Consider the following 12442-nt stretch of genomic DNA (forward strand, 5'->3'; position numbering starts at 1 on the left):
TGCTGGGATAGGAATGCCGGGCAGCGCGCCCCCCGCACCCCTGCGCCGCCCCTCGCGGCCGCTCTGGCTGAACCAGCCGGGGCGGTTGTCGGGCATGACGCCGCCGGTCGCAGTCGGTGTGTTGGTGCTGCTGTTCGTGATGATGGCCGCAGCGGTGCTGACCCGCACGCCGATCGATCCGGTGGCCGACCGCCTGCCCCCGGTCTCTGCGGCGATCCTCGATCATGTCCGGCATGGCCAGGGCTTCTACCCCGCCGCCATCGATGCCTTGCGCGAGAATGCGCGGCCCTTGCGCCCCGTGCTGCTCGCGGTGCCGCTGCCCGCCCTGCCCGTGACGCTGGCACTGCTGCCGCCGATCGTCGGCCATGCGCTGTTGCTGCTGATCGGGCTGGCCGTGGTTATAGGCTGGGCGCGGCGCTGCTGGCCGCTGTTCGAGCGGAACGGTCCGCGCGCATTGGCGGTCGTCCTGCTCGTGGCCGGGCTCTATCTGGCGATCGACCCGACGATGGTCGCGGTGCCCGAAGTCTGGGCCGCACTGCTGATCGCGCTTTCGCTGGTCCAGCGCCGCCCCGATGCCATGCCGACCGCCGTCGCGCTGGGGCTGGTCGCAATGATCCTTAGCCCCGTCGCGCTGCTCCATGCGCTGCTGATGGGTTTCCTCGCGTGGCGCGCGGGGGCACATCGTGAGGCGACGGGCTGGATCATTGCGACCGCGATCGCGATGATCGTCTACGCGGCGCATACCCATGCGCTGAACGCGATGGTCGGCCCGATCGACCCCGTCATCGCCGCGCCCATCACCCTCCAGGCGCCGGGTGAATGGCTGGCGGCGACCGCCTCGGCCAGCGGGGTCGGGGTGTTGCCCGCCATCATCGCACTGCCGCTCGCGCTGTTCGCCGCCTTGGGCTGGGCGCATTGGCGGCAGCCGGTGGCGCGGCGGACAGCGATCACTTTGGCCGCCTATGCGCTAATGGCGTTGCTGACCGGCGCACTGGCCTTTACGCTGATGGTCGCGCCCCTTTTGTTCCTTGGCGTCGTCTTCGCCCCCGACGCGGTGCGCGCGTTGATCGCGGCGGCACGCGACCGGCGACGCATCACCGTGAGGCGAATCGTGCGATGAGCCATATCCTGTTGATCGTCGGCGGTGGCATCGCCGCCTATAAATCGTGCGAGTTGATCCGCCTGCTCCGCAAGAATGGGCACAGCGTCCGCTGCGTCCTGACCGAGGGGGGCAGCCATTTCGTCACGCCGATGACGCTCGCCGCGCTGTCGGAGAACCAGGTCTTCACCACCCTGTGGGACCTGAAGGACGAGGCCGAGATGGGGCATATCCAGCTCAGCCGCGAGGCGGACCTGGTGGTCGTCGCGCCGGGCACCGCCGATCTGATCGCGCGGATGGCGAACGGTCATGCCGATGATCTGGCGACGACCCTGCTGCTCGCCACCGATACGCCGGTGCTGGTCGCGCCCGCGATGAACGTGCGCATGTGGCTGCACCCCGCGACGCAGCGCAATGTGGCGCGGCTGCGCGCCGATGGCGTCACGGTGATGGCCCCCGACGAAGGCGCGATGGCATGCGGCGAGTTCGGCCCCGGCCGCCTGCCCGAACCGCCTGCGATCCTGTCGGCGATCGAGGCCAAGCTGGCCCCCGCCCATCGCCCGCTGACGGGGCGGCATGTGCTGATAACGGCGGGCCCGACTCACGAGCCGATCGATCCGGTCCGCTACATCGCCAATCGCTCCTCGGGGCGACAGGGCTTTGCGATCGCGGGGGCGCTGGCGGTGCTGGGCGCGCGGGTGACGCTGGTGGCTGGGCCGGTGACGCTACCCACCCCGCCCGGCGTTGACCGGGTGAATGTCGAGACCGCGCGCGACATGGCGCAGGCGGTTGCCGCGGCGCTGCCCGCCGATGCCGCAGTGATGGTCGCCGCCGTCGCCGACTGGCGAGTCGAGGCCGCCGGGCAGAAGGTCAAGAAGGATGGCGGTGCCGTCCCCACGTTGATGCTGGTCGAGAATCCCGACATCCTCGCCACCCTGGCCGCCGCGCCGAACCGCCCCGCTCTGGTCGTCGGCTTCGCCGCCGAGACCGAGCATGTCATCGACCATGCCGTCGCCAAGCGCCTGCGCAAGCGGGCCGACTGGATCGTCGCCAATGACGTATCGGGCGATGTGTTCGGCGGCGAGGCGAACCGCGTCCACCTCATTACCGCCGACGGCGTCGAAAGCTGGGAGCGGATGGGCAAGGACGATGTCGCCAGGGGGCTCGCGCAACGTATCGCCGATGCGCTACAAGACGCGCCATGACGCTTGCACCAATCTCCATTGCCCTCAAACGCTTGCCCCATGGCGAGGGGCTTCCGCTGCCCGCCTATGCCACCCCCGGCGCGGCGGGCATGGACGTGGTCGCCGCCGAGACGCTGACGCTGGAGCCCGGCAAACGTGCCGCCGTCGCGACCGGCTTCGCCATCGCCATCCCGCCGGGATATGAGGTGCAGGTGCGCCCACGCTCGGGCCTGGCGCTGAAGAACGGCATCACCTGCCTCAACACGCCCGGCACCATCGATGAGGATTATCGTGGCGAGGTGAAGGTGATCCTCGCCAATCTGGGCGAAGAGCCGTTCGAGGTCGTGCGCGGCGAACGCATCGCCCAGCTGGTCCCCGCCCCCGTTCAGCGCGCGACCCTCACGCAAGTCGACGAACTGGGAGAGACGCAGCGGGGTGACGGCGGCTTCGGGTCGACCGGACGGTGATCGCCGCACTGCTCCTCGCCGTCTCAGTGCAGACGACGACCGCGCCGACGCCCCCGGCTCAAGCTCCGGCTCCGGGGGCCATATCTGCTCCTAATCCCGCCGAACCACCGCATGACTGGTCGACGCTCGCCGCGATCACCCTGCCGCCCGCCGGACCCGACATGGTCCGCTTCGTCCGCGACGAGGTGACGGCGGGCCGCTGCTCCCGTGCCAAGGCGACGGATGCGCAGATGGTGCTGGCCGTACCGCTCGCCATCCGGATCGGCACCGATGGCGGCGCCGACAGCATCGTGCCGCTCGCCATCGGCTGCCCCACGGTCGAACAGTTCACCGCAGGCGCGGCACAGCGCATGGTGCGCCACCTGGCCCACCGCACCACGATTCCGGGCGGTCGCTGGTATCGCACGGTCATCACCTATACATGGCCGGGATGATCCTGACCGACGACGAACTCGACCGCTATGCCCGCCATATCGTGCTCCGCGAATTCGGAGGGGGAGGACAGCTTCGGCTCAGACAGGCGCGGATCGCGGTGATCGGCGCAGGCGGCATCGGATCGCCCGCCATCCAGTATCTCGCCGCTGCCGGGGTCGGGTCGCTGGTCCTGATCGACGACGATGTGGTCGAACCGTCCAACCTGCAACGCCAGACCATCTTCACCACCGAGGATCGGGGACTGGCCAAGGTGGACGCCGCCGCCGCCCATGTCGCGCGGCTGAATCCGCATGTCGTCATTGAGACTCACCGGGTCCGTATCACGGCGGACAATGCCGGTACGCTGATCGACGGTGCGGACGTGGTGCTGGACGGATGCGACAATTTCGCCACCCGGCTGGCGGTCGCCGATGCCGCACTGGCACGACGCATCCCGCTCGTCTCGGCGGCGGTCGGACAGTTCGAGGGGCAGCTAGCCGTTTATCGCGGCTGGGAAAGCGACAAGCCCTGTTATCGCTGCTTCGTCGGCGACGCCGCCGATCAGGCGGGGCAAAGCTGCGCCGATGACGGGGTGCTGGGCCCGGTGACCGGCGTGATGGGCAGCCTCGCCGCGCTGGAGACGATACGCGCGGTCGCAGGCTTTGGCCGGGATATGGCAGGGACGATCATGATTGCAGATATGTTGACGATGCGCTTCCGGACGCTGGCGCTGCCCAAGGACCCAGGCTGCCGCTGCGCCCGGACCGTCGCGGTGGCGGCATGAGCGCGCGGCCCGCGCCGCCGCCCGGCTGGCTCGACTGGACCGGCGACAAGAGCTGGATCGGGCAAGTCACCGGCCTGCCCGACAGCACGCTGCATGCCTATGCGGGCATGGCGATCCTGACCCTCTCGGCGCTGATCATGCGACGCAAGCCCTGGGACTGGCGCTGCTGGCTGACGGTCTTGGTGATCGAGACGATCAACGAAGCCTATGACCTGCTCCAGCCCTTCTATGCCACCGACGAGGGCAATCTGCCCGCCAGCTGGTTCGACATTTGGAACACGATGCTGTGCCCGACACTGATCCTGCTGACCTTCGGCTGGCTCGCGCGGCGGGGTGAGCGGCGCGGACGGTAAACACCATTCCTCCCCATCAACGATGGGGAGGAATGAAAAGGGGCGGTAGCCTTTCGGCCCCGCCCCCTTCGTCAACTTGGACGGATCAAGTCAGCCGAGCAGGTTCTTGGCGAATTCCCGCACCGCCGGACCGATGTCCTCGCGCGCCAGACCCAGCGCCAGGTTCGCGGTCAGCCAGCCCGCCTTGTCGCCGCAATCGTAACGCTGGCCGTCGAAGGTGAAGCCGTGGAAGGGCTGGTTGCCGATCAGCTTGGCCATCGCGTCGGTCAGCTGGATTTCGCCGCCCGCACCCGGCTCCTGCGCGTCGAGGATCTGCATGACCTCGGGCTGGAGGATGTAGCGGCCGGGGATCATCAGGTTGGACGGCGCCTTGCCCTTGGGCTTTTCGACCAGCGCGGTCACTTCGGTCAGACGACCGTCCTGCTTGCCCGGCGAGATGATGCCATATTTGTCGGTCTCGCTGTCTGGCACTTCCAGCGCACCGATGACGTTGCCGCCGACTTGATCATAGGCCTCGACCATCTGCTTCATGAAGCCGCCGACCATCAGCTCGTCGGGCAGCAGCACCGCGAAGGGCTCGTCGCCGACGATCTCGCGCGCGCACCACACGGCATGGCCCAGGCCCAGCGGCTCCTGCTGGCGGACGTAAACGGGCGAACCCGGCTTCTGGCGAATGCCCTCGACCACCGCGAGGCTCTTGCCGCGCGCCTTCATCGTGGCTTCGAGTTCGTAGGAGATGTCGAAATGATCCTCCAGCGCGCCCTTGCCGCGACCGGTGACGAAGATGATCTGCTCAATCCCCGCTTCCAGCGCTTCCTCGACGGCGTACTGGATCAGCGGCTTGTCGACGACGGTCAGCATCTCCTTCGGCATCGACTTGGTCGCGGGCAGAAAGCGCGTTCCCAGACCGGCGACAGGAAAAACAGCCTTGCGAACCTTCTTGATCGTCATGAAACCTCCCTGGATCGATATGCCTCTAGCCGGATCGTGCGGCGCAACATAGCCTTGCGCCGCCGGGATGCGATTAGGGTGTCCTTAAAAGCGACAGGTTACGAATCGCCCGATGACGCGCCCCCCGATCCCTGCCCCTATTCTCATCGTCTTCGGCACAAGGCCGGAAGCGATCAAACTGTTCCCTGTTATCAGGGCCTTGCGTACATCGAATGCGGCACCGGTGCGGGTTTGCGTGACCGCCCAGCACCGGGGGATGCTCGATCAGGTGCTGGATATCGCCGATCTGACGCCCGATCATGATCTGGACCTGATGGAGCCCGGCCAGTCGCTCGACCGGCTGACCGCGAGGCTGCTGACCGGGCTGGGCGAGGTGATGGATAGCGAGCGCCCCGCGATGGTGGTCGTACAGGGCGATACCGCGACCGCCATGGCAGGCGCACTGGCCGCCTATTACCGCAAAGTGCCCGTCGCCCATGTCGAGGCGGGGTTGCGCTCCGGCGATATCTATCAGCCCTGGCCCGAGGAAGTGAACCGGCGGATGATCGCGCCGATCGCCGCGCTGCATTTCGCCCCGACCGAAACCGCCGCCGCCGCGCTCCGGGCGGAGGGGATCGATCCGGGCAAGGTCCATGTCACGGGCAACAGCGTGATCGACGCGCTTCACTGGACACGCGGACGAATTGCCGCCGATCCGGCGCTGGCGGCCGGGCTCGATCCGGTGCTGGCGCGGCTGGCGGGCAAGCGGATCGTCCTCGTGACGACGCATCGGCGCGAGAATTTCGGCGACGGCATGGCCGCGATCGCCCGCGCGCTGCGCCGGATCGCCGACCGTCCGGATGTCGGCATCCTCTTCCCCGTCCACCCCAATCCCAATGTCGTCGCGGTCATGGACGAAGTGCTGGGCGATCACCCCGCCATCGCCCGGATCGCCCCGCTCGATTATCCGCACTTCGTCCGCGCGCTGGATGCTGCCCATATCGTGCTGACCGACTCGGGCGGCGTGCAGGAAGAAGCCCCCGCGCTCGGCAAGCCGGTTCTCGTCATGCGCGAGACGACCGAACGCCCCGAAGGCGTTGCAGCGGGCACAGCCCGGCTGATCGGAACCGACGAGGATCGGATCGCACGGGAAGTCTTCGCGTTGCTCGACGATGCCGATCTTTATGCCGCGATGGCGCGCGCGCACAACCCGTTCGGCTCGGGCGACACCGCCGAGCAGATCAACAGGATCATGACTGATGCCCTTGGACTCTGAACTCTCGGTCACGGTGATGGGGCTGGGCTATATCGGCCTGCCCACCGCCGCCGTCATCGCGCGCACCGGCGCGATGGTCACCGGTGTCGACGTCACGCCCTCCGTCGTGGACACGATCAATTCGGGTCGCGTCCATATCGAGGAGGTCGATCTGGACGGCCTCGTCTCCGGCGTGGTCGCACGTGGCAGCCTGAAGGCCTCGCTGACCGTCGCACCTGCCGAGATTTTCGTCATCGCGGTGCCGACTCCCTTCACCGACGATCGTCAGCCCGACATCACCTATGTCCTCGATGCCGCGCGCGCGATCGCGCCGGTGCTGAAGACCGGGGACACGGTAATCCTGGAGTCGACCTCGCCCGTCGGCACGACCGAGCAGGTCCGCGACCTGATCGCAGGCGAACGGCCCGACCTGAAAATGCCCGGTGTCACCCGGCCGGGCGAGCAGGCCGATATCGCCATCGCCTATTGCCCCGAGCGCGTCTTGCCGGGGCGTATCCTGGTCGAGCTGATCGACAATGACCGGGTCATCGGCGGCATCACCCCGCGCTGCGCGCGCAAGGCGCTGGCCTTTTATCGGCGCTTCGTGCGCGGCGCCTGCGTCACCGCCACCGCGCGGGCGGCGGAGATGACCAAGCTGACCGAAAACGCGTTTCGCGACGTCAATATCGCCTTTGCCAATGAACTCAGCCTGGTGGCGGACACGCTGGGTGTCGATGTGTGGGAGGTGATCCGGCTGGCCAACCGCCATCCGCGCGTCAACATCCTGTCGCCAGGGCCCGGCGTGGGCGGCCATTGCATCGCGGTCGACCCCTGGTTCCTGGTCGCGGCCGACCCCGCCAATACGCCGCTGATCCGCACCGCGCGCGAGGTGAATGACGGCAAGACCGATCATGTCATCGCCCGCGCCGCCGCGATGGTCGAGGCGCAGGACGGACCGGTCGCGTGCCTGGGCCTCGCCTTCAAGGCCAATATCGACGATTTCCGCGAAAGCCCCGCGCTGAAGGTCGCCACTGCGCTCGCCAGTCGGTTCGCGGAACGCATCCATATCGTCGAACCCTATGCCAGCGCGTTGCCCCGCGCATTCGACGGCACCGGCGCTCGGCTGATCGATATCGACACCGCCTTGGAAACTTGTTCGGCGATGGTCGTTCTGGTCGATCACGACCTTTTCCGATCCGTTCCGCTCGACGAGCGTCGGGGCAAGACCGTTCTGGATACACGCGGGCTCTGGCCCGACCAGAGCTGACCGCCGCTTCGCATTGCACGCAGGGGCGGTGAGGACTAAGGACAACCGCCTGTAGCGGATATCAGACCATCCATGCTTGCCAAGCTCTTGAATCTACGAAAACGCGTTCCCGATTTCGTACCCGCGATGATGCCCGGCCTCCGGGTTTATGCCATCGGCGACATCCATGGACGGCTCGACCTGCTCGACGCCCTTCTTGCCCGGATCGAAGCGGATCACGCCGCGCGCCCGCCCGCCGAGCGCCACATCATCGTCCTGGGTGACCTGGTCGACCGGGGTCCGGACTCGGCCGGGGTGGTCGAGCGGATTCGCGGATTGTGCGCAAGCGATGCGAACATCCATTGCCTGATGGGCAATCACGAGGAAATCCTGCTTCGCGCGATCGAGGGCGACGACAAGGCATTGCGCCTGTTCTGCCGAATCGGTGGGCGCGAGACGATGCTCAGCTACGGCGTGACCGCCGAAGACTATGAACGGCTCGATTATGCCGAAGTCGCCGAACGGCTGGTCGCCGTCGTGCCGCCCGCTCACCGCGATTTCCTGGAAAATCTGAAGGAGATCATGATCCTGGGGGATTATGCCTTCGTTCATGCCGGCGTGCGCCCCGGTATCCCGATCGCCGAGCAGAAGCTGGCCGAGACGCGCTGGATTCGCGATCCCTTCCTCGATCACCGCGCGCCGTTGGAAAAGATGGTGGTGCATGGCCATACCGTGGCGGACGAGGCAGAAATCCTGCCGCATCGCATCGGAATCGACACCGGCGCCTATCACAGCAACCGCCTGACCGCGCTGATGCTGGAAGACCAGGCGCGGGAGATTTTTTCTACCTGACGTCTCTTTACCGAGGCGAAACGTTTGTAAGGGCATTCCGTTTGGCGGCAAAGCAACGTATAGCCGCGGAGCGGTAAAGTAATGTTGCATTGCCGCATCAGTGTGGGAGCATAACTGTCCCATGCTCGTTGGTGGGGTTGCCTTGGGACGGTCGACGTGCCATGGCCCTGCTGACAATTTTTAAGGGAGTTCGACATGCGTCTTGGGAAGTTTCTCGTCGCCGCTGCCGCCGTTTCGATGACCGTTGCTCCGGCAATGGCTGCGAACCCGGCTGCCAGCCTCTCGGTTTCGAAGTCGGTTCGCGCTTCGGCTCCGACCGCCAAGAAGAACGGCCTGGCCGGCGGTGGCATCCTCGTCGCCGTCCTGGCGGCTGCTGCCGTTGTGGCTGGTATCGTTGTCGTCGCCGACTCGAACGATTCGGCCGACAGCAACTAAGTTGCTTCAGCCTCACGGCTGAAAGGAATAGCGGCCTTCGGGCCGCTATTTTTTTGTCCCGCGAAGATGAGTGTCTTTGCATAGGGACCGGTGATCATAGGCGAATCGCTCCCTATTGGGGATAGCGGAGGCCAACGGGCCTTGAGAGTGCCTAGAGCGCTTATCGAGCCTCAGCAGTTGCCGCCCCACACTCCCTCTTGTCCCGGCAACCAAAGACGAGCGGCCCCTGTCTGGCGAACCCTTCCGCCAGACCTATGGCTTGACGGGAGTCGACAGGCTTTCTCGAATATCAGAGCGTCAAGGGCAGCTAGAACGCGATGACGTCAGTTTGACCCAATCCGTCATTGCGAGCACAGCGAAGCAATCCGGTGTCCGGGCAAGACGCTCTGGATTGCTTCGCTACGCTCGCAATGACGATTCCAGCTCATGTCATCCGTCTCTAGCAATTCGGTGCCGAACCCGCATCGCGGAGCAGCCCTGGGGTAAGTTACCGAGCCCATATCGACCGTCTCACGAATGAGATACCGGCCCTCCCTCAATTCCGATCACCCCAAATGAAAAATCGCCGGAGCCCCTCAGGGCTCCGGCGATCCTAGGCCGATCGGGCGCGCTCCAATAAGCGCTGGCCGGGGCTTAGCGGGGCGACGGTGCGCCGGGAGCACCGCCGGGGCCGGGCATCCCGCCGGGGGCGCCGCCGCCCATCATCGACTGCTGCGCCTGCATCTGCCGCAATACCGACTCGGGAATGAAGTCGATCATGTCGACATCGAACACCAGCTGCGAATTGGCCGGGATCGGGCCGTTGGCGTGATCGCCATAACCGAGCTTGGCGGGCAGCCAGAAGCGATACTTCGCGCCCTTGGGCATCAGCTTGAGCGCTTCGGCAAAACCGGGCAGCACGCTGGACAGCGGCATCGGCGTCGGCTGCTTCGAGGCATCGAAGACAGTACCATCGATCAGGCGGCCGGTATAGTTGACCAGCGCCACATCGGTCGCGGTCGGATGCGGACCGCCCTGGCCAGGCTCGATCACCTTATACTGAAGGCCCGATGCGGTCGTCACGACGCCGGCACCGCGCGCCTCGCGCAGCAGCGCCGCGTCACCCTGGCGCGCCAGCAGCGCAGCGACGACGACAGCCGCCACCACCGCAACCCATATCCAGACCAGATAGGAACGCCGGACGGGACGAATGGGAACAGCGGTTACGGACATGCCTGTTTCTCGCTCTGTGCGTGGGCGTTCAGGGACAGCGGCGCTCAAAGCGCGGGCCGAGTCGCCTCAACGCGAATCGGCCAAAGGCCGGACCGCGCCACCCCTTTGCCTCATGCAAAGCGGCGGCCAGCAGTCCGGCGAGACGCTTACCGGGCGCCGTCGCGCTCGGCGCGCTTGCGCTCCAGCTTGCGGGCACGACGCACGGCCGCAGCACGCTCGCGAGCGCGCTTTTCCGACGGCTTTTCATAGTGGCGACGGAGCTTCATTTCGCGATACACGCCTTCCCGCTGCAGCTTCTTCTTGAGCGCGCGAAGGGCCTGATCCACATTGTTGTCGCGAACGATGATCTGCATAAAAACGAATTGCTCCGGCAAAACAGGATAAAGCGGCCGCAGAACAACTGTGGCCGCATCGTCGGGCGCTCCTAGCAGCGTGGTCGGCCGATTACAACCCGTTGGAACGCAAATCGCGCCACCACCTTTTCCGCGTCCCCCATCTCCGCAGCAACCGAGATGAACGACGATGTCATGCGGCGGCCATGCTGCGGTGATCTGGGAGGCCTTAAAAGCCTGACCGTCCGGCTAACTCCCGTATGCCGGGCACCCTGACATGTTCATGGGCCTTTGAGGCGCAGGAACGAAAAGGCACGGTGCCTCCCCTGTCACCGCGTCAGCCCCGGTCCGATACCCTTCGGACCGGGGCCCTCTTTCAGGCCGCAGCCGACATGGCTAAGGCAAGCGCCATGACCGCCCCCGCCCCTTCCCCCGCCATTCCGCTGACCCTGTATAACAGCCTGACGCGCAGCGCAGAGACGTTCCGGCCGATCGATCCGGCGAATGTGCGCGTCTATTCCTGCGGGCCGACCGTCTATAACTATGCACATATCGGCAATTTGCGGGCCTACGTCTTCACCGACACGCTGTCGCGCGTGCTGCGGTGGAAGGGGTGGCCGCTCACCCATATCATCAACATCACCGATGTCGGCCATCTGACCTCGGACGCCGACGCAGGCGACGACAAGATGGAGGCGGCCGCCAAGAAGAGCGGCCAGGATATCTGGGCGATCGCCGCGCATTACACCGACGCCTTCAAGCGGAATCTGAAGGATCTCGGCATCGACGCCCCGACTCGCTTCCCGCTGGCGACCGAGCATGTCCCGCAGATGATCGACTTCGCCAAGGCCATCGAGGCCAAGCATTGCTATCGCCTGCCCGACGGCCTGTATTTCGACGTGACGACGGTGCCCGATTATGGCCGCCTCGCCCGGCATCAGGACGACGAAGGCGAGAGTCGGATTGATCCGGTCGCGGGCAAGCGGCATCCGGCCGACTTCGCCATCTGGCGCGCCTCGGCCCCCGGCGAGCAACGTCAGATGGAATGGGACAGCCCATGGGGCCCCGGCGCACCCGGCTGGCATCTCGAATGCTCGGTGATGAGCAAACAATATCTGGGTGCGCAGTTCGACATCCATACCGGCGGCATCGACCATCGCGAGATTCATCACCCCAATGAGATCGCGCAGAACCAGGCGCACAGCTGCACGGCCGACAGCGGCGCCAATATCTGGATGCACAACAACTTCCTGGTCGACCGGACCGGCAAGATGTCCAAGTCGTCGGGCGAATTCCTGACGCTGCAGGCGCTGATCGATCGCGGCTTCCACCCGCTCGCCTATCGCCTGATGTGCCTTCAGGCGCATTATCGGTCGGAAATGGAGTTCGGCTGGGATGGGCTGGCCGCCGCGCAGGTGCGGTTGAAGCGGCTGGTGCAGACGGTCGAGGGGCTTCGCGCCCGCGCCGACGCCCCCGAAAAGGGCGACGCGGCATCCTATCGCGCGCGGCTGGATGCCGCGCTGTCGGACGATCTGGCGACACCGCGCGCCCTGCCGGTGCTGGACGAGATGCTGGGTGACAAGACGCTGTCGCCGGGCGTGCGCCTGGCCGCCCTTGCCGATTTCGACGCGACGCTGGGGCTGCAACTCACGACGCTGACCCGCGCCGACCTGCGCACCCGGCCCGAGGCCGCGACGCTCGACGAGACGGGAATCGCGGCGCAACTGGCCGAGCGGCGGGCGGCGCGGGCGGACAAGGACTTCGCCCGCTCGGATGCGATCCGCGACACGCTGCTCGCCGCCGGGGTCGAGGTGATGGACGGCGATCCGCTGGGCTGGGACTGGAAGCCGGTGCTGCCGGAGGGGTAAGCTCCTCCCCG

The 12442-nt window shown here is 66.4% G+C and carries 14 protein-coding genes; 11 read left to right on the forward strand and 3 right to left on the reverse strand.

Features of this window, described 5'->3' with window-relative positions:
- Positions 1-13 precede the first annotated feature (13 nt).
- From U1H82_RS05960 to U1H82_RS05985, 6 genes are read left to right on the forward strand one after another with little or no spacing between them, the layout of a single operon-like run.
- Positions 14-1120, forward strand: a complete 1107-nt coding sequence (locus U1H82_RS05960) for a hypothetical protein (RefSeq protein WP_322964007.1) — start codon at positions 14-16, stop codon at positions 1118-1120.
- The gene (gene coaBC, locus U1H82_RS05965) at positions 1117-2304 is read left to right on the forward strand and encodes a bifunctional phosphopantothenoylcysteine decarboxylase/phosphopantothenate--cysteine ligase CoaBC (RefSeq protein ID WP_322964008.1); all 1188 of its coding nucleotides are present in this window, start codon (positions 1117-1119) and stop codon (positions 2302-2304) included. Before U1H82_RS05960 ends, coaBC begins: the two co-directional genes overlap by 4 nt.
- On the forward strand, positions 2301-2750 hold the full coding sequence (gene dut, locus U1H82_RS05970) for a dUTP diphosphatase (protein ID WP_322964009.1): 450 nt from the start codon (positions 2301-2303) through the stop codon (positions 2748-2750). Before coaBC ends, dut begins: the two co-directional genes overlap by 4 nt.
- Positions 2747-3184 (forward strand): hypothetical protein, encoded by a 438-nt coding sequence (locus tag U1H82_RS05975; RefSeq protein WP_322964010.1) that lies wholly within the window; start codon positions 2747-2749, stop codon positions 3182-3184. Before dut ends, U1H82_RS05975 begins: the two co-directional genes overlap by 4 nt.
- Complete coding sequence (locus U1H82_RS05980) at positions 3181-3948, forward strand: HesA/MoeB/ThiF family protein (protein WP_322964420.1); 768 nt, start codon at positions 3181-3183, stop codon at positions 3946-3948. Before U1H82_RS05975 ends, U1H82_RS05980 begins: the two co-directional genes overlap by 4 nt.
- Positions 3945-4301: a hypothetical protein gene (locus U1H82_RS05985; RefSeq protein ID WP_322964011.1), complete on the forward strand. Its 357-nt coding sequence runs from the start codon at positions 3945-3947 to the stop codon at positions 4299-4301. The genes U1H82_RS05980 and U1H82_RS05985 overlap by 4 nt, the downstream gene beginning before the upstream one ends.
- Before the next feature lie 90 nt (positions 4302-4391).
- Here U1H82_RS05985 and galU read toward each other — a convergent pair whose 3' ends face one another.
- Complete coding sequence (gene galU / locus U1H82_RS05990) at positions 4392-5252, reverse strand: UTP--glucose-1-phosphate uridylyltransferase GalU (protein WP_219019345.1); 861 nt, start codon at positions 5250-5252, stop codon at positions 4392-4394.
- Between the two features lie 112 nt (positions 5253-5364).
- On the opposite strand from galU, the gene wecB reads away from it, so the two are divergent.
- From wecB to U1H82_RS06010, 4 genes are all read left to right on the forward strand, one after another.
- A complete protein-coding gene (gene wecB / locus U1H82_RS05995; RefSeq protein WP_322964012.1) occupies positions 5365-6507 on the forward strand; it encodes a non-hydrolyzing UDP-N-acetylglucosamine 2-epimerase in 1143 nt (380 codons plus the stop codon).
- A complete protein-coding gene (gene wecC, locus U1H82_RS06000) occupies positions 6491-7753 on the forward strand; it encodes a UDP-N-acetyl-D-mannosamine dehydrogenase (protein WP_322964013.1) in 1263 nt (420 codons plus the stop codon). Before wecB ends, wecC begins: the two co-directional genes overlap by 17 nt.
- A 126-nt stretch (positions 7754-7879) precedes the next feature.
- Positions 7880-8584 (forward strand): metallophosphoesterase, encoded by a 705-nt coding sequence (locus U1H82_RS06005; RefSeq protein ID WP_322964014.1) that lies wholly within the window; start codon positions 7880-7882, stop codon positions 8582-8584.
- A gap of 195 nt (positions 8585-8779) precedes the next feature.
- Positions 8780-9019: a hypothetical protein gene (locus U1H82_RS06010; protein WP_322964015.1), complete on the forward strand. Its 240-nt coding sequence runs from the start codon at positions 8780-8782 to the stop codon at positions 9017-9019.
- 633 nt (positions 9020-9652) lie between these two features.
- On the opposite strand, the gene U1H82_RS06015 is transcribed toward U1H82_RS06010, so the two are convergent.
- Positions 9653-10231 carry an FKBP-type peptidyl-prolyl cis-trans isomerase gene (locus U1H82_RS06015; protein WP_322964016.1) on the reverse strand — a complete coding sequence of 193 codons (579 nt, stop codon included), beginning with the start codon at positions 10229-10231 and terminating at the stop codon, positions 9653-9655.
- 146 nt (positions 10232-10377) lie between these two features.
- Entirely contained in the window at positions 10378-10584 is a 207-nt protein-coding gene (gene rpsU / locus U1H82_RS06020; RefSeq protein WP_007404630.1) for a 30S ribosomal protein S21, read from the reverse strand.
- Positions 10585-10973: 389 nt separating this feature from the next.
- Here rpsU and cysS point away from each other — a divergent pair, with 389 nt between their 5' ends.
- Complete coding sequence (cysS, locus tag U1H82_RS06025) at positions 10974-12431, forward strand: cysteine--tRNA ligase (RefSeq protein ID WP_322964017.1); 1458 nt, start codon at positions 10974-10976, stop codon at positions 12429-12431.
- Positions 12432-12442 lie beyond the last annotated feature (11 nt).

Origin of the sequence: Sphingomonas fuzhouensis (assembly GCF_034659795.1) — a bacterium.
GTDB classification, from domain to species: Bacteria; Pseudomonadota; Alphaproteobacteria; order Sphingomonadales; family Sphingomonadaceae; genus Sphingomonas; species Sphingomonas fuzhouensis.